The organism is Pseudomonas sp. B21-023 (genome assembly GCF_024749165.1).
Lineage (GTDB): Bacteria > Pseudomonadota > Gammaproteobacteria > Pseudomonadales > Pseudomonadaceae > Aquipseudomonas.
The window spans coordinates 2762496-2777587 of record NZ_CP087190.1 but is presented as its reverse complement, the minus strand read 5'-3'; the positions used below and the strand labels follow the sequence as shown (position 1 = coordinate 2777587).

General features: G+C 66.4%; 17 protein-coding genes and 1 pseudogene. 8 read left to right on the top strand and 10 right to left on the bottom strand.

Annotation, left to right across the window (positions count from 1 at the left end; translation table 11 throughout):
- The first annotated feature begins 7 nt into the window (after positions 1-7).
- Together LOY42_RS12500 and LOY42_RS12495 are read left to right on the top strand one after the other, a co-directional pair.
- Positions 8-607, top strand: coding sequence for a bifunctional 2-polyprenyl-6-hydroxyphenol methylase/3-demethylubiquinol 3-O-methyltransferase UbiG (locus tag LOY42_RS12500; RefSeq protein WP_139671082.1), 600 nt, complete (start codon positions 8-10; stop codon positions 605-607).
- Positions 604-1266, top strand: a complete 663-nt coding sequence (locus LOY42_RS12495; RefSeq protein WP_139671084.1) for a glycosyltransferase — start codon at positions 604-606, stop codon at positions 1264-1266. Before LOY42_RS12500 ends, LOY42_RS12495 begins: the two co-directional genes overlap by 4 nt.
- A 13-nt stretch (positions 1267-1279) precedes the next feature.
- Here LOY42_RS12495 and LOY42_RS12490 read toward each other — a convergent pair whose 3' ends face one another.
- The 8 genes and pseudogenes from LOY42_RS12490 to LOY42_RS26605 form a co-directional block, all read right to left on the bottom strand.
- The gene (locus tag LOY42_RS12490; protein WP_198755809.1) at positions 1280-2116 is read right to left on the bottom strand and encodes a Ku protein; all 837 of its coding nucleotides are present in this window, start codon (positions 2114-2116) and stop codon (positions 1280-1282) included.
- Between the two features lie 9 nt (positions 2117-2125).
- On the bottom strand, positions 2126-2263 hold the full coding sequence (locus tag LOY42_RS12485) for a PSPA7_2676 family Cys-rich small protein (RefSeq protein ID WP_173862482.1): 138 nt from the start codon (positions 2261-2263) through the stop codon (positions 2126-2128).
- An 81-nt stretch (positions 2264-2344) separates the two neighbouring features.
- Positions 2345-3250: an SDR family oxidoreductase gene (locus LOY42_RS12480; protein ID WP_111532327.1), complete on the bottom strand. Its 906-nt coding sequence runs from the start codon at positions 3248-3250 to the stop codon at positions 2345-2347.
- Between the two features lie 143 nt (positions 3251-3393).
- Positions 3394-4518 (bottom strand): carboxylate-amine ligase, encoded by a 1125-nt coding sequence (locus LOY42_RS12475; protein ID WP_139671090.1) that lies wholly within the window; start codon positions 4516-4518, stop codon positions 3394-3396.
- 4 nt (positions 4519-4522) lie between these two features.
- Positions 4523-5479: a class I SAM-dependent methyltransferase gene (locus LOY42_RS12470; protein WP_258600861.1), complete on the bottom strand. Its 957-nt coding sequence runs from the start codon at positions 5477-5479 to the stop codon at positions 4523-4525.
- The gene (locus tag LOY42_RS12465) at positions 5479-6804 is read right to left on the bottom strand and encodes an iron-containing redox enzyme family protein (RefSeq protein ID WP_256659302.1); all 1326 of its coding nucleotides are present in this window, start codon (positions 6802-6804) and stop codon (positions 5479-5481) included. The genes LOY42_RS12470 and LOY42_RS12465 overlap by 1 nt, the downstream gene beginning before the upstream one ends.
- A gap of 24 nt (positions 6805-6828) precedes the next feature.
- Positions 6829-7008, bottom strand: coding sequence for a hypothetical protein (locus LOY42_RS12460; RefSeq protein WP_102685338.1), 180 nt, complete (start codon positions 7006-7008; stop codon positions 6829-6831).
- Between the two features lie 59 nt (positions 7009-7067).
- Positions 7068-7190: pseudogene (locus LOY42_RS26605) on the bottom strand (general stress protein); the annotation flags it as partial.
- Positions 7191-7529: 339 nt separating this feature from the next.
- Between LOY42_RS26605 and LOY42_RS12450 the strand changes: the two are divergent.
- Positions 7530-8738 carry a multidrug effflux MFS transporter gene (locus LOY42_RS12450; RefSeq protein ID WP_258600859.1) on the top strand — a complete coding sequence of 403 codons (1209 nt, stop codon included), beginning with the start codon at positions 7530-7532 and terminating at the stop codon, positions 8736-8738.
- Between the two features lie 5 nt (positions 8739-8743).
- On the top strand, positions 8744-9340 hold the full coding sequence (locus LOY42_RS12445) for a TetR/AcrR family transcriptional regulator (protein WP_173862483.1): 597 nt from the start codon (positions 8744-8746) through the stop codon (positions 9338-9340).
- 118 nt (positions 9341-9458) lie between these two features.
- On the opposite strand, the gene hpaR is transcribed toward LOY42_RS12445, so the two are convergent.
- Together hpaR and hpaA are read right to left on the bottom strand one after the other, a co-directional pair.
- Positions 9459-9881 carry a homoprotocatechuate degradation operon regulator HpaR gene (gene hpaR / locus LOY42_RS12440; RefSeq protein WP_023632900.1) on the bottom strand — a complete coding sequence of 141 codons (423 nt, stop codon included), beginning with the start codon at positions 9879-9881 and terminating at the stop codon, positions 9459-9461.
- A 170-nt stretch (positions 9882-10051) separates the two neighbouring features.
- Positions 10052-10954 carry a 4-hydroxyphenylacetate catabolism regulatory protein HpaA gene (hpaA, locus tag LOY42_RS12435; protein WP_102685341.1) on the bottom strand — a complete coding sequence of 301 codons (903 nt, stop codon included), beginning with the start codon at positions 10952-10954 and terminating at the stop codon, positions 10052-10054.
- 164 nt (positions 10955-11118) lie between these two features.
- On the opposite strand from hpaA, the gene LOY42_RS12430 reads away from it, so the two are divergent.
- From LOY42_RS12430 to hpaD, 4 genes are all read left to right on the top strand, one after another.
- Positions 11119-11793, top strand: coding sequence for a fumarylacetoacetate hydrolase family protein (locus tag LOY42_RS12430; protein WP_139671104.1), 675 nt, complete (start codon positions 11119-11121; stop codon positions 11791-11793).
- Positions 11790-12569, top strand: a complete 780-nt coding sequence (locus tag LOY42_RS12425; RefSeq protein WP_139671108.1) for a fumarylacetoacetate hydrolase family protein — start codon at positions 11790-11792, stop codon at positions 12567-12569. The genes LOY42_RS12430 and LOY42_RS12425 overlap by 4 nt, the downstream gene beginning before the upstream one ends.
- Positions 12566-14026 (top strand): 5-carboxymethyl-2-hydroxymuconate semialdehyde dehydrogenase, encoded by a 1461-nt coding sequence (gene hpaE / locus LOY42_RS12420; RefSeq protein ID WP_139671111.1) that lies wholly within the window; start codon positions 12566-12568, stop codon positions 14024-14026. The genes LOY42_RS12425 and hpaE overlap by 4 nt, the downstream gene beginning before the upstream one ends.
- Positions 14027-14167: 141 nt before the next feature.
- Positions 14168-15091: a 3,4-dihydroxyphenylacetate 2,3-dioxygenase gene (gene hpaD / locus LOY42_RS12415; protein ID WP_258600856.1), complete on the top strand. Its 924-nt coding sequence runs from the start codon at positions 14168-14170 to the stop codon at positions 15089-15091.
- Position 15092: the final 1 nt, after the last annotated feature.

The following is a 15092-nucleotide window of genomic DNA, read 5'->3' as shown; positions in this document are numbered from 1 at the left end:
AGTCGCCATGAGCCTCGACGCGCAGTATTTCGCCGACCTGTATGCCGGCAACGACGATCCCTGGGCCTTTCGCACCCGCTGGTACGAACGTCGCAAGCGCGACCTGGCGATGGCCAGCCTGCCCAGCCAGTGCTACGGCCGGGTGTTCGAGCCGGCCTGCGCCAACGGCGAGCTGAGCGTGCTGCTGGCCGAGCGCTGCGCCAGCCTGCTGTGCCAGGACATCGACGCCACTGCCGTCAGGCTGGCCCGGCAACGCCTGGCAGGGGTCGATCATGCCCGCGTCGAACAGGGGCACCTGCCGGGCGATTGGCCGGGCGGGCAGTTCGACCTGATCGTGCTCAGCGAGATCGGCTACTACCTCGACCCCACCGACTGGTTGCAGGTGATTGAACAGTCCGTGGCCTGCCTGGCTGGCGACGGCGGATTGCTGGCCTGCCACTGGCGCCATCCGATTGCCGGCTGCCCCCAGGACGGCGGCCAAGTGCACGCCCTGCTGGCCAGGCACCTGCCGCTGTATCCGCAGTTGCGCCATGAGGAGGCGGACTTCCTGCTCGAGTACTGGTCGTGCCAGCCCCGGGTGGTCGACCTGGACGAGATTTGCCCATGATCGCGGTGATCATTCCCGCCCATAACGAGGCCCGGCGCCTCGGACACTGCCTGAAGGCCGTGCGGGTGGCAGCTGCGCGGGCCGAAGCCGCGGGCCTGGAGGTCGAGGTGCTGGTGGTGCTCGATCGCTGTACCGATGCCAGCGCGCGCATCGCCAGGCACCATGGCGTGCACACGCTGGCGCTGGAGGCCGGCAATGTCGGCATCGCCCGACGCCTGGGGGCGGCGTGGATGATCGAGCGCGGCGCCCAGTGGCTGGCATTCACCGATGCCGACAGCCGCGTGCCTGGCCACTGGCTGCTTTCACAGCTGCAATGGCATGCCGACGCGGTGTGCGGCACGGTACATATCGAGCGCTGGCAACCCTGGCAGGGTGCCACCTTGCGTCAGCTGTACCACAGCCGCTACCAGGCAATGGAAGGCCACCGGCATATTCACGGCGCCAACCTTGGGGTATGCGCCAAGGCCTATGCCAAGGTCGGCGGTTTCCAGCCGCTGCCGGCCCACGAGGATGTGCAACTGGTGCTGGCACTGGAAGCCATCGGCGCGCAGATCGTCTGGACCGCCAGGCACAGCGTGGCCACCAGCAGCCGCAGGGACAGCCGGGCGCGGCAGGGATTCGGCGATTACCTCAGCGGATTGGAAGGCCAGATCCCGTAGAACGGCGCTCGGATCACGACGCCTTGCGTGGGCGCTTGGCCGCAGGCTTTTTCGCCTTGCTCTTGCCACCCAGGCTGCGCTTGAGCAGCTCGGTAAGGTCGATGATGTCCGCGCCCTTCTCCGCCGTGACGCCCTCGCCTTTCTCCACTGTCTCGATCTTGCCCTTGCTGGCCTTCTCCTCGACCAGGTCGAGGATGGTCTGGCGGAACGCGTCGTGGTAGTCATCGGGCTTCCACGGCCCGCTCATGTCCTCGACCAGGCGTTTGGCCATGTCCAGCTCGCGCTTGTCGACCTTGCTGTCGGTCACGCTCTTGTCCAGCTCCAGTGTCTCCAGGCCCCGCACTTCCTCCGGCCAGCGCAGAGTGATCATCACCAGCGCTTCATCAAGCGGGCGCAGCAGCGCAAGGTGCTGGCGGGTATGCAACACCACCGTGGCCAAGGCCACCTTGCCGGTGCTGGCCAGGGTCTCGCGCAGCAAGGCGTAGACCTTGCCGCCCCGGCGGTCCGGGCTCAGGTAATACGGCGTGTCGAACTGTTGCAGGGGGATTTCCCCGGCTTCGACGAACGAGAAGATATCGATGGTCTGGGTCGCCTCGGGCCGGGCCTTGCGGATTTCCTCCTCGCTGATCACCACGTAACGGCCCTTCTCGTACTCCACGCCCTTGACGATGTTTTCCTTGTCGATTTCCTTGCCGGTGACCTTGTTCACCCGCTTGTAGCCGACCGGTTCCATGCTGCGCTTGTCCAGCCAGTCGAAATCCACCCGCTCGCTGCGCACCGCGGTGTTGAGGGAAACCGGGATGTGCACCAGACCGAAACTGATCGCGCCTTTCCAGATCGCCCTGGCCATGGTTGGCTCCTAAGTGTTCGGGGTCAGGCCGGGCTGGCTGTAACGCAACGCACCGCAGCGTTCGCAGCAGTGGCATTGCAGCCCGGCGACTTCATGGAACAACAGGCTGCGCCATTGGCAGCCACGCAGCAGGCAGACGAGTTTCATCAGCCACCTCCTTGGCCCACATCGACGGGGCGCTTACAAGGACTGACTGCGCGGCGCGCGGAAGGTTTATTCGGCTTTGCCCTACGGCAGCGGATTGCCCCCGGTGACGCCGAAAATCTCGCCGGTGATGTAGCTCGACTCCTGGCTGGCCAGCAGCACGTACAACGGCGCGCACTCGGCGGGCTGGCCCGGGCGTTTCATCGGCGTGTGCCCGCCGAAGTCGGGGATCTTCTCCGGTGGCTGCCCGCCACTGGGCTGCAGCACGGTCCAGATCGGCCCGGGGGCCACCGCGTTGACCCGGATGCCGCGCTCGATCACCTGCTTGGCCAGGGCCTTGGTGAAGGCGACGATGGCGGCCTTGGTGGTGGCATAGTCGAGCAGCGTGGCCGATGGCTGGTAGGACTGGATCGACGCGGTGTTGATGATGGTCGCCCCGGCCGGCATCAGCGGCACGGCGGCCTGACACAGCCAGAACAGCGCGTAGACGTTGGTCTTCAGCGTATGGTCGAACTGCTCGTGGGTGATCTGCCCGATATCCTTGCGTGCTTCCTGCTTGCCGGCGACATTCACCAGGATGTCGAGCCCGCCGAGCCGTTCGTGAGCCTGGTCGACCAGCTGGCCGCAGAAGCGCGGATCCTTCAGGTCGCCGGGCAACGCCACGGCCTTGCGCCCCTCGGCCTCGATAAGCTGCACCACTTCGCGGGCGTCGCGCTCCTCGGTCGGCAAATAATTGAGGGCGATGTCGGCGCCCTCCCGGGCGAAAGCAATGGCCACGGCCCGGCCGATACCCGAATCGGCGCCGGTGATCAGGGCGCGCCGGCCGGCCAGGCGGCCGAAACCCTTGTAGGTGGTTTCGCCGTGGTCGGGCTTGGGTTGCATGTGCGCATCCAGGCCTGGGGCCGGTTGATGCTGGGCGGGGAATGGCGGATGCGGATACTGGGTCAGGGGGTTCTGCAGGGTGAACTGGTCCTGGGGCTTGCGGGGCATCGGCTGGACTCCTTCGGGTAATGGCTGCGTAAGGTCTGGCGCGGGGCAAGCCCGCATACAGGTCCTGTTCGTCACGTGGAAGCGGTCTGGCACCGCACGAGGACCACACAAGTTTCGAGGCAACCGGCTGATGGATGGTTTGCTCAAGCTGGGCCCATCGCCGACAGGTGGTCGTCCATCACCTGCCTGACCACGCTGCGCATTGCCAAACCCTCATCCAGGCCTTGCTCGCGGGCCAACCCATAGGCTTGGCGCTGGCGATCGGCACTGCTGCCGTCGCGCAGGATGCGCCGGGCGTGCAGGAAAGAACGCTCGGCATCGGCAGTGTCGGCCGGGCATTGCGTCTGTAACTGCGTCAGCCAGACTTCGGCATTCACCGGGTGCTGGTCATGAACACCAATGAAGGTGGCAAGACGGCCATGACGCATGGCGCGCCAGTAGTTCTCCTGGGTGATCCAGCGCATTTCCCGGCTGGCGGCGCCAGCGTGCCGCCCCAGCGCATGCTCGACGAGATGGCGAAACAGGCCGGCGATGGCCAAGGCATCCTCCAGCCGCGGACAGCCGTCGCAGATGCGCAATTCGACGGTCGGAAAACGCCGTGAAGGTCTGATCGCCCACCAGAAGTCGCCGTCCTCGGCCAACGTGCCGCTGCGTTGCAACAGCGCGCGATAACGCTCGTAGGCGCTCCAGTCCGGCAGCGGTTCCGGCAGGCCCATGTGCGGCCATTCCCCGCACACCACGCGGCGGTAGCTCATGTAGCCGGTGTCCTGGCCGCACCAGTAGGGAGATGAGGTGCTGAGCGACAACAGCAAGGGCAGCCAGTACAGGACCCGGTTGATCACCTGCATGCGATCCAGGCCCGGTGGCACCCCGACATGCACGTGCAGGCCGTTCAACAAGCTGCGCCGGGCCACCAGCCGGTAGTCGTCGAACAACTGGCGAAAGTGCGGCGTTGCGCGTGGATGCTGGCGCAACCACTGGGCGCTGGGGTGGCTTGCCGCACAGTACAGACCAGCCCCCTCGGCGGCCAGCGCCTGGCTCAGGCGCTGGCGTTGCTCGGTAACGAAGGTGCGGGCCTGGCGCAGCGTCTCGAACACCGGCGAGGCCAGCTCGATCTGGCTGCGGAACATCTCTTCGGCGAAACACGGCCCCAGCACCTCACGGCACAGACGGATCAGTGCCGTCGACGGCGAGGACAGCACCCGGCCACTGTCCAGCGCCACCAGCAGGTACTCCTCCTCGATGCCGAACGTGCAGGGCCGCCCCATGCGTTCATCCGCCGCGACGGGTGACGGTCAGGGCCACGGCGGCAATGCGCTCGACCTGTTCATAGCCGGACTCGAGCAACTGCTCGCCGAACACGTCCGGATCCAGCTCCCGGTAGTGCCAGCTCAAGTCAGGGCCGGCCAGGCGCAGACGGACCGCTTCGAGCAACGCATCGCGCCCTTCGACGATCGCCACCCCGGTGTACAGCAGCAATGTGCCGCCCGGTGTCATGCGCTCACAGGCCTGTTCGACGATACGCAGCGACAGGTCGGCGCCGAGCGCCCCGCCGCCGTGGCGGTAGACGCGCTGGCTGGCATCGAGCATATAGGGCGGGTTGGCGACGATCAGGTCGAAGGTGCCGGTGATGCCCGTGAGCAGGTCGCTGGGCTCGACCGACACATTGGCCAGCCCGGCCAGGGCGGCGTTGACGGCGGTGTAGCGCAGCGCCAGCGGATTGATGTCCAGCGCGCTGACCTGCGCATGGCGTGCGGCCCGGGCAATCAGCAAAGCGCCGATGCCGCTGCCGCAGCCGATATCGACGGCGTGCTGCACGCGCCGGGGGCTGTTCCGCAGGTGATCCTCGATCAACTGGGCGAAGCGGTAGCTGTCCGGCCCGAAGAACACCGCGTCGCTGCTCTCCGTCGGCCAGGCCGAATGCACCAGCAACAGGTCATCCAGGCTCGACCAGCGCACTCGGCTGCGCCACAGCTCGCCGTGCGCCTCCAGCACGCCGGCCGTGCCCAGTTGTTCCAGCTCGTCGGCACTGATCAGCGAAGCCGCGAACGGCCGGCTCCAGCCGAATACATCTCGCAGCGTGCACGCGCGCTGGGCCTGAGGTCGGGCATTGACCCGCGCCTGGGTCGCCGGGGTGACGCAGGTGAAACGGTAGCCGTCGGCACGCAGCCTGCAGCCCAGTCGCAACAGGGCCTCGTCGGCACGAATCTGGTTCTGGTCGAGTTGCATCACCGCGGCCCTCCCTGGTACAGCCCGGTGGCAGCGATGTAGTCGCGTGTGGCACGCAGGCCCGCAGGTTCGGCGTGCCGGTTACCGGCCATGGCCTCGATCAGCGTGGCGATCTCCGAGGACTGGGCCCGGCCGGGCGCCTCCGCCTGCAGGGCCAATGCCTGTTCCCACTGCCCTGGCGGCACCCGACGACGCCCGGCCCCTTGCCAGCTACCGGCGATCCAGTCATGCCACAGCTGTTTCTCGTAGGCGCTGAACACGCCGAACATTGCCGCGCCGGGGCCGTCGATCAGTGACCAGAAGCGGCTCTGCATCGGGTCGCTGTCACGCTTGATCCACCCCTGGGCTTGCAGGGCCTCGAGAAACCCGGCCATCGCCCCCGGCTCGACAAGCCACTGGTTGATGGTGCGCCCTTGCAGGCGGCAGCGATCGGAGTGCATGAACTGGCCGAATACGCGCTTGCGCTCCAGCGCGGCGAGCAGTTCGCCCTGCAGGTCGAAGCTGGCGATCAGCGAAGGTGTGTCGAGACCCAGGTCGTTGAGCCGGTAGCCGTGCCTGACACGCGCATAGAAATCTTCATCGCCCGCTGGAGCCAACATCCGCAGGCTCTCCAGCGAACGCCGGGCATGGCCGCTGGCGGCATTGTCGATGGTCACATGCAACTGGAAGTAATGGGCGTCGATACCCAGTTCGGCCAGCTCATGAGTGGTGATCAGCAGGTGCAGCGGTGGCTGCTCATATCCCAGGTTGTAGCCGATCACCTCGGGCAGGAAGCGCTCGCAGTGCTGGCCGAGGGCCAATTGCACGGCGCCCTGCACGAAGCGCGAGGGCTCCAGTGGCAGCCCTTGCAGGCACCCCAGGCGGCTGAGCAGGCGCTGGTAGATCAGCACATGGTTGCAGCGTGGGTCGCCGTCGCCCAGTTCTTCGAGAAAGGTGCGGATCAACCCGTGGTAACGCGGGTCGCGCCAATGCCGCAGGGTACCGTGCAACCAGGCACCGTCGACCGCCTTGGTCGGCGCGACCTGCTGCAGGAACCACAAGGCCTGGGCGCGGGTGGCGAAATAGCGCCGGGGCGCTCCTTCACGCCGCTGCCGCAGGTAATGCGCATGGTCGTGGGCGACCTGGGCGGCATGGTTTTCAGCCCATTGGGGCAACAGGTTCGGCTCTTCCGGCAGGTCGTCTTCCCGGTCACGAACACGGCGCAGTTGTGTTTCCAGCCAGTGCTCGGCAGTGGCATCGCGTCCCGCCAGCAACGCCTGGTAGCGATGCGCCACATCATCAGTCATGTCGTGCCTGGCTTGCGAACGCACGCCTTCACGGATCATCGCCACCATGCCGGTCACCTCGCGCTATGGATTCTGGGGCTTGGTTTCGGGAGACGGGTTGCTGGTCGGGGAATCGGGTTGCTGCATCTGCAGCGAGGGCTTGCTCGGGTCGGCGTCTTTCGCCGGATGGTCATTGTCGCGGTCGAAGCAGCCAGCCAGCAGGCTCAGGCTACCCAACAGGCAGATCAGAGGTGCGATACGCATGGGAACCTCCTGGTGGGGTGTGCGCGGTGCCAGGCGAACCCGGCACCGCGTGCCCTCACTTACGAGCGGCCGCCCTTGTGGCCGGACTCGCTCTGGCGATTGCCGCCGCCGGAGCTCTGCCCGCCCTTGCGACCGGCTTCGGACGCTTTTTCGCGGTCATTGGCGAAATTGCCTGGGTTCTTCGTTCCACCCTGGCTGCCGGTCTTGTTGGCGTCCTGCTTGTTGGTGTCCTGGCGACCGGTCATGTTGCTGTCTTTGTTGGCCATGGTTGCAAAAACCTCGTGTGGCTAAGGGTTGCACGGCGAGGTGCCGTACATGGATTGGGAGTACGGCGATAAAGAGGGATTCGGATTATTCCGAGCGGATCGGACCGGTGGCGCTAAACAAGCGGCGACGGTGTATTTGGGGCGCAAGCGGATCCCCGGTGGGCAGACTTTGCGTTGACCCCCGGCAGAGATCTGGCATACTTCGACAACCTACCGGTCGGTAGGTTACTATTTTGCTTGCACGGACTTTCGCTCATGCCCGCTTCACATTTGCGCTTCGCCGCCTCCCTCGCCCTGATCGGCGCCCTTGGCCCGTCTGCCATCGACATGTACCTGGCCAGCCTGCCGGAAATGGCCCGCGACTTCGCCACCGGCTATACCCAGGTTCAGCTGACGCTGACCGTGTTCCTGCTGGCCATGGGCGCCGGGCAACTGCTGTTCGGGCCACTGGTGGATGCCTTGGGGCGGCGTCGCCCGCTGCTCGCCGGCCTGCTGGTGTTCTGCATCGCCTCCCTGGCCGCGGCGGCCGCGCCGTCGCTGGACGCGCTGCTGGTGGCGCGCCTGGTGCAGGGCCTGGCCAGCGCGCTGACGCTGGTGGTGATCATGAGCATGGTCCGCGACAGCGCCGATGGCGCACGGGCGGCGCAGATCTTCGCCCTGCTGATGACCATCGAGGGTCTGGCGCCGATCCTCGCCCCGGCCCTGGGCGGAGTGATCGACGCGGCCTATGGCTGGCGGGCAATCATGCTGGTGCTGGCCGGCCTCGGCCTGCTGACCCTGGTCAATTCGGCCGTGACACTCAGTGAAACCCTGCCGCCGGCGCATCGGGTGCGCCTGGCACCGGCGACGGTATGGCGTACCTATGGCCGCATCGCCGCCGACGGCGCTTTCCTGCGCCCGGCCCTGGCCCTGTCGGCGGTGTTCTTCTTCCTGTTCGCCTACATCGCCGGCTCGGCCTATGTGTACCAGCAGCACTTCGGCCTCTCCAGCACGCACTTCGGCCTGCTGTTCGGCGGCTGCGGCGTTGCCATCCTGCTCGGCGCGGCGCTGTCCGGCTATTGCGTCAGCCGGCACGGCGTGGCCCTGGTGGCCTGGTGGGGGGCGCTGTGCATGGGGGCCGGCGCAGCACTGGCGGTGATTGCCGGCCTGTCTGGCGCAGGCCTGCCGCTGCTGCTGGCGGGCGTGGTGCTGGCGCTGTTCGGCCTGGGGGTTTGCGAGGCCACCTTGATGGCCCTGGCGATGTCATCGCAGCAGCGCGATGTCGGCTCGACGGCGGCCCTGCTCGGCGCGCTGCAACTGGTGATCTCGTCCAGCGCCACGCCCCTGGCCGGGCACCTGGCCACCCTGGGCCCGCTGGCCTGGGCCTGGTTACTGGCGGCGGCGGCCGTGGTCATCGTCGGTTTGACCCGCGCCGCCGTGGCAAAGACAATCAGCGCCTCGCCCTGCTGCGTCAACCCGGAGTGACCGCCTTGAAAGCCCTGACCCCTTCCGCCGCGCGCATCTGCGAGCATGCCGTGGAGCATTTCGCCGAGCACGGCTACGACGGCTCGTCGCTGAACGAGATCGCCGCCCTGGCAGGCATGCGCAAGGCCTCGCTGTACGCCCACTTCGCCAACAAGGACGCGTTATTCGTGTGCGCCTTCGAACGGGCCCTGGCCGACGAAACCGCCTACGTCGAGGCGGGCTTCGGCCATGAAGCGGCGGGCCGCGAGGCGCCGGGGCACTGGCATCCGCTGCACCTGGCCGAGCGCTACGCGGCGTCGGCCAACCTGCGCTTCGTGCTGCGCAGTGCATTCCTGCCGCCGGCGCCGATCCGCTCGACTGTCACCACCGGCTTCGAGGCGTACCTGGAGCGGATCCGCCTGGGCTTCTGCCAGGCCCTGCGCGAGCGCCACGCCTGGGCCCAAAGCGATGGCAACAAGCTGGAGCTGTACGGCGATGCGTACCTTGGAATCATCGACAGCCTGCATGTAGAGCTGCTGTACGCGCCCCCGGCGGTTTATGCGCGGCGGGCAGCGTCGTTGCTGAAAATTCTCGATGATTCGCTGCAATTGGCTGGACAGTAAACCATGGGGTTGCTGTGCAACCCCTCGCCGGCAAGCCGGCTCCCACAATGTCCGCGCCAACTGCCAACCCTGTGGGAGCCGGCTTGCCGGCGATGGGCCGCACAGCGCCCCCTTGATTTCAGGGCCTGACCTTCTTCAGCTCGTTCAACAACCCCATCAACTGCTCCAGCTTGTCCGCGCCGAACTGGCGCTGGATCTCCTGGTAGTTGCGCTCCATCTCCTCGCTCATCGCCAGGAACGCCTGCTGCCCACGCACGGTCAGGCTGATGAAGATGCGCCGCTGGTCCTCCGGCGACTTGCGCCGCGCCACCAGGCCGTCACGCTCCAGGCGCTTGAGCACGCCGCTCATGCTCGGCTTGAGGATGCAGGCCTGGTCGGCCAACTGGTGGCTTTCCAGCTCGCCCTGCTGGCGCAGGATACGGATCACCCGCCATTGCTGCTCGGTCAGGTCGTGGGCATTCAGGGCCGGGCGGAAGAACGCCATGGTCGCTTCGCGGGCCTGCAGCAGGGTCAAGGTCAGGGAGGGTCTTGGTTGGGTCATCAGGATCAAGGGCTGTTTTATTAAGATATTAATAAAGTGAAATACATTTTCACCCGGGCTGTCCAGCCCTGTGAAAAGTACCAGCGCTCCTGGCAATCACCCATTCCCGCGATGCCTTCCCCGTAGCACGATCTGCCGACAGCCAACCGCCCGGACCCCGTCGCCGCATGTCAACGCAACCCCGCCTGGCGCTGGCGGTACTCACCCGGCGTCATCTGCGCATGGCGCTGGAAGAAGCGGCTGAAGTACGCCGGGTCCTTGAACCCCAGGCGGTAGCAGATCTCGTTGGCCGAGCCGCCGGTGTACAGCAGCAAGCGCCGCGCCTCCTGCATCAGCCGCTCGAACACCAGGCGCTTGGACGGCAGGTCGGCCATGCGCCGGCACACGTCGTTCAGGCGCGCCTCGGTCACGCCCAGGGCCGCCGCGTATGCCGGCAGGGTCCAGTGGTCGAGGTAGTGGCGCTCGATCAGTTCGTTGAAACGGTGGAACAGCTGCAGGTCCTCGTGCCGCGCGGGCGTGGCCTCCAGCGAATTGGCGCACAGGCGTAACAGGCTGATCATCACCAGGCGGGCCAGGTCCTGCACGGCGGTGCCCTGCCCGGCCTGGCCATGGCCCAGTTCGCCGCCCAGCAGGTCGAACAGCTGCTCCAGGCGCTGCACCTCCTCGGCCGCCGCCCCCCGCAGATGACCGAGCGCGACACATGCCGGCTGCAGGCGTGGGCCAAGCGCAAGCCCAGGCTCAGCCTGCAGCAGTTGCCAGACCAGTTGCTGGCGCACGGTCAGCACATGGCCGTCGGCATCGGGCTCGGTGACGAAGGCATGGGGAATGGTCGGCGGGGTGAGGAAGAACATCGGCCCCGACTCGTGGTAACGCTGCTCGTCCAGGTACACCCGCACGCTGCCGGTCTTCACGTAGTGGACCTGGAAGAAACGGTCGTGGCGGTGCACCGGCATGTTGCGGCCGAAGAAACCGGCCAGGTTGCCCAGCCGGTCGTAATGCACCTCGCTGTCGCTGTAGCGCTGGTCGTAGACCTGACCGATGTTGATGTTGGGGATCGGCTGTCGTTCTTTCATTGTTGTTCTCGCAGCGGTGAAACGCGCCGGGGGGAAATCATCCTAGCACCACCGACCAGCGGCGAATGCCTTGACGATCGTTAACATATTAAATATAACGTTAACACATTAACAAAAACACCACGAAGCGCCCCCGGTCGCTTCGCCCACCGCAGGAGAAATGCATGAGCCGTGCCTTGCACGAGGTCGCCAGCGGCAGCCTGTTCGGCGTCGCCCTGAACTACCAGGGCCTGCTGCAACAACATCTGGCGTCCTTCCACGAAGCGCCGTACCAGCAACCGCCGGTCAAGCCGGTGCTGTTCATCAAGACGCCCAACACCCGCAACGGTCACGCTCAGCCAGTGACCTACCCCTCGGCAGTCGAACGCCTGCAAGCGGGCCCTGCACTGGGCGTGGTCATCGGCAAGGACGCCAGTCGCGTCAGCCTGGACAACGCCCTGGACCACGTGGCGGGCTACACCATCGTCAACGAGTTCAGCCTGCCCGAAGACAGCTACTACCGCCCGGCGGTCAAGGCCAAATGCCGCGACGGTTTCTGCCCGCTCGGCCCGCAACTGGTGCCGGCCGCGCAGGTCGGCAACCCTGACGCGCTGGGCATTCGCCTGTGGGTCAACGGTGAGCTGCGCCAGCAGAACAGCACCGCCAACTGCGTGCGCGGCGTGGCCCGGCTGATCGCCGAGATCAGCGAGTTCATGACCCTGCATGCCGGCGACGTGCTGATTACCGGCACCCCGGAAGGCCGTGTCGATGTGCTGCCCGGTGACCGGGTGACGGTCGAGATCGACGGCCTCGGCCAGCTGACCAACCCCATCGTCGCCGAACAAGGACTCGTCCCATGAAGCACGCCCGTATCCAGTTCGACGGCCAGGTCCACGCGGTCACCGTCGAAAACGACCAGCGACTGCGCCTGGCCGATGGTCGCCTGGTAGACGCCGACCAGGTCACCTGGCTGCCACCGGCTACCGGCAGTATGTTCGCCCTGGGCCTGAACTACGCCGACCATGCCGCCGAGCTGGCCTTCACACCGCCCACCGAGCCGCTGGCCTTCGTCAAGTCGCCCGGCACCTACACCGGGCACGACCAGGTCAGCTGGCGCCCGGACAACGTCAAGTACATGCACTACGAGTGCGAGCTGGTGGCGGTGATCGGCAAGCCGGCGCGCAACGTCAAGCGCGAGGACGCCCTCGACTACCTGGCCGGCTACACGGTGTGCAACGACTACGCCATCCGCGACTATCTGGAGAACTACTACCGCCCCAACCTGCGGGTGAAGAACCGTGACGCCACCACCCCGGTAGGCCCGTGGATCGTCGACACCGCCGATGTGCCGGACCCGTCGAACCTGACCCTGCGCACGTGGATCAACGGCGAGCTGAAACAGCAAGGCACCACGGCCGACATGATCTTCGACATCCCCTACCTGATCGAATACTTCTCCAGTTTCATGACCCTGCAACCCGGCGACATGATCGCCACCGGCACCCCGGAAGGCCTGGCCGACGTGGTCCCGGGCGACGAGGTGGTGGTGGAAGTGGAAGGCGTCGGCCGCCTGGTCAACCGGATCGTCAGCGAAGCCGAGTTCTTCGCCCGCAACGCACAAGAGGCAACAGCATGATCAAGCACTGGATCGATGGCCGCGAAGTCGAAAGCCGCGACACCTTCGTCAACTACAACCCGGCCACCGGCGAGGCCATCGGCGAAGTCGCCAGTGGCGGCGCCGAGGAAGTCGCCCTGGCCGTAGCCGCGGCCAAGCAAGCCTTCCCGAAATGGGCCAATACACCCGCCAAGGAGCGCGCGCGCCTGATGCGCCGCCTGGGTGAGCTGATCGAGCAGAACGTGCCGCAGCTGGCCGAGCTGGAAACCCTGGACACCGGCCTGCCGATCCACCAGACGCGCAACGTGCTGATTCCCCGCGCCTCGCACAATTTCGACTTCTTCGCCGAAGTGTGCACGCGCATGGACGGCCACAGCTACCCGGTGGACGACCAGATGCTCAACTACACCTTGTACCAGCCAGTGGGCGTGTGCGGGCTGGTGTCGCCGTGGAACGTGCCGTTCATGACCGCCACCTGGAAGACCGCGCCGTGCCTGGCCCTGGGCAACACCGCGGTGCTGAAGATGAGCGAACTGTCGCCGCTGACCGCCAATGAGCTGGGGCGCCTGGCCGTGGAGGCCGGCATTCCGGATGGCGTGCTCAACGTCATCCAGGGCTACGGCGCCACCGCCGGCGATGCCCTGGTGCGTCACCCGGACGTGCGCGCCATCTCCTTCACCGGCGGCACCGCCACTGGCCGGAAGATCATGCAGACCGCCGGCCTGAAGAAGTACTCGATGGAACTGGGCGGCAAATCGCCGGTACTGATCTTCGAGGACGCCGACCTCGAGCGTGCGCTGGACGCTGCCTTGTTCACCATTTTCTCGCTCAACGGCGAACGCTGCACCGCCGGCAGCCGCATCTTCATCCAGGAGAGCGTGTATCCGCAGTTCGTTGCCGAGTTCGCCGCCCGTGCCAAGCGCCTGATCGTCGGTGACCCGACCGACCCGAAGACCCAGGTCGGTTCGATGATCACCCAGCAGCACTACGACAAGGTCACCGGCTATATCCGCATCGGCCTGGAAGAAGGCGCGCGCCTGCTGGCCGGTGGCCTGGAACGCCCGGCCGGATTGCCGGCGCACCTGGCCAAGGGGCAGTTCATCCAGCCGACGGTGTTCGCCGATGTGAACAACAAGATGCGCATCGCCCAGGAAGAGATCTTCGGCCCGGTGGTGTGCCTGATCCCGTTCAAGGACGAGGCCGAGGCGCTGCAACTGGCCAACGACACCGAGTACGGCCTGGCCTCGTACATCTGGACCCAGGACATCGGCAAGGCCCACCGCCTGGCCCGTGGCATCGAGGCAGGCATGGTGTTCATCAACAGCCAGAACGTGCGCGACCTGCGCCAGCCGTTCGGCGGTGTCAAGGGCTCGGGCACCGGCCGCGAAGGCGGGCAATACAGCTTCGAGGTCTTCGCCGAGATAAAGAACGTGTGTATATCCATGGGTAGCCATCACATTCCGCGCTGGGGGGTGTAACGCGGGGCTGCTGAGCAGCCCATCGCCGGCAAGCCGGCTCCCACAGGGATCACCGCACACTGTGGGAGTCGGCTTGCCGGCGAAACGAGGGCGAAGCCCTCGCCATGGATACATAACAACAACTCGTTACCGGAGACTCCCATGGGCACACTTGCTCTCGCCGCCAAGATCACCCACGTGCCGTCGATGTACCTGTCCGAACTGCCCGGCCCGCGCCAGGGCTTTCGCCAGGCGGCCATCGACGGCCACCTCGAGATCGGCCGGCGCTGCCGCGAACTGGGCGTCGACACCCTCGTCGTGTTCGACACCCACTGGCTGGTCAACGCCAACTACCACATCAACTGCGCCGCGCACTTCGAAGGCCTGTACACCAGCAACGAACTGCCGCACTTCATCGCCAACATGAACTACGGCTTCCCCGGCAACCCCGAGCTGGGACGCATCCTCGCCGACGAGTGCAATCGCCTGGGCGTGGAAACCATGGCCCACGACGCCACCACGCTGGCGCCTGAGTACGGCACCCTGGTGCCGATGCGCTACATGAACACCGACCAGCACTTCAAGGTGATCTCGGTCTCGGCGCTGTGCACCTCGCACTACCTCAACGACAGCGCGCGCCTGGGCTGGGCCATGCGCAAGGCGGTCGAGGAACACTACGACGGCACCGTGGCCTTCCTGGCCAGCGGCTCGCTGTCGCACCGTTTCGCCCAGAACGGCCAGGCCCCGGACTTTGCCACCAAGGTCTGGAGCCCGTTCCTGGAAACCCTCGACCACCGCGTGGTGCGCCTGTGGCAGGACGGCGACTGGGCCGATTTCTGCGCAATGCTGCCCGAGTACGCGGTCAAGGGCCACGGCGAAGGCTTCATGCACGACACCGCCATGTTGCTCGGCGCACTCGGCTGGTCGAAATACGACGGCAAGGCCGAGGTGGTGACGCCGTACTTCGGCTCCTCCGGCACCGGCCAGATCAACGCGATCTTCCCGGTCACCCGGCAGGATGGCAGCGCGATCCCTGCCGCCCAGGCCTCGAACCGGGCCGGCGTCACCTCCACAAGCCGCCTGTAAG

What these genes read in the sequence shown, in the direction of transcription:
- LOY42_RS12500 (WP_139671082.1), top strand. Translation starts at nt 8, where the DNA reads ATGAGCCTCGACGCGCAGTATTTCGCCGACCTGTATGCCGGCAACGAC.
- LOY42_RS12495 (WP_139671084.1), top strand. Translation starts at nt 604, where the DNA reads ATGATCGCGGTGATCATTCCCGCCCATAACGAGGCCCGGCGCCTCGGA.
- LOY42_RS12490 (WP_198755809.1), bottom strand. Translation starts at nt 2,116, where the DNA reads ATGGCCAGGGCGATCTGGAAAGGCGCGATCAGTTTCGGTCTGGTGCAC.
- LOY42_RS12485 (WP_173862482.1), bottom strand. Translation starts at nt 2,263, where the DNA reads ATGAAACTCGTCTGCCTGCTGCGTGGCTGCCAATGGCGCAGCCTGTTG.
- LOY42_RS12480 (WP_111532327.1), bottom strand. Translation starts at nt 3,250, where the DNA reads ATGCCCCGCAAGCCCCAGGACCAGTTCACCCTGCAGAACCCCCTGACC.
- LOY42_RS12475 (WP_139671090.1), bottom strand. Translation starts at nt 4,518, where the DNA reads ATGGGGCGGCCCTGCACGTTCGGCATCGAGGAGGAGTACCTGCTGGTG.
- LOY42_RS12470 (WP_258600861.1), bottom strand. Translation starts at nt 5,479, where the DNA reads ATGCAACTCGACCAGAACCAGATTCGTGCCGACGAGGCCCTGTTGCGA.
- LOY42_RS12465 (WP_256659302.1), bottom strand. Translation starts at nt 6,804, where the DNA reads ATGATCCGTGAAGGCGTGCGTTCGCAAGCCAGGCACGACATGACTGAT.
- LOY42_RS12460 (WP_102685338.1), bottom strand. Translation starts at nt 7,008, where the DNA reads ATGCGTATCGCACCTCTGATCTGCCTGTTGGGTAGCCTGAGCCTGCTG.
- LOY42_RS12450 (WP_258600859.1), top strand. Translation starts at nt 7,530, where the DNA reads ATGCCCGCTTCACATTTGCGCTTCGCCGCCTCCCTCGCCCTGATCGGC.
- hpaR (WP_023632900.1), bottom strand. Translation starts at nt 9,881, where the DNA reads ATGACCCAACCAAGACCCTCCCTGACCTTGACCCTGCTGCAGGCCCGC.
- hpaA (WP_102685341.1), bottom strand. Translation starts at nt 10,954, where the DNA reads ATGAAAGAACGACAGCCGATCCCCAACATCAACATCGGTCAGGTCTAC.
- LOY42_RS12430 (WP_139671104.1), top strand. Translation starts at nt 11,119, where the DNA reads ATGAGCCGTGCCTTGCACGAGGTCGCCAGCGGCAGCCTGTTCGGCGTC.
- LOY42_RS12425 (WP_139671108.1), top strand. Translation starts at nt 11,790, where the DNA reads ATGAAGCACGCCCGTATCCAGTTCGACGGCCAGGTCCACGCGGTCACC.
- hpaE (WP_139671111.1), top strand. Translation starts at nt 12,566, where the DNA reads ATGATCAAGCACTGGATCGATGGCCGCGAAGTCGAAAGCCGCGACACC.
- hpaD (WP_258600856.1), top strand. Translation starts at nt 14,168, where the DNA reads ATGGGCACACTTGCTCTCGCCGCCAAGATCACCCACGTGCCGTCGATG.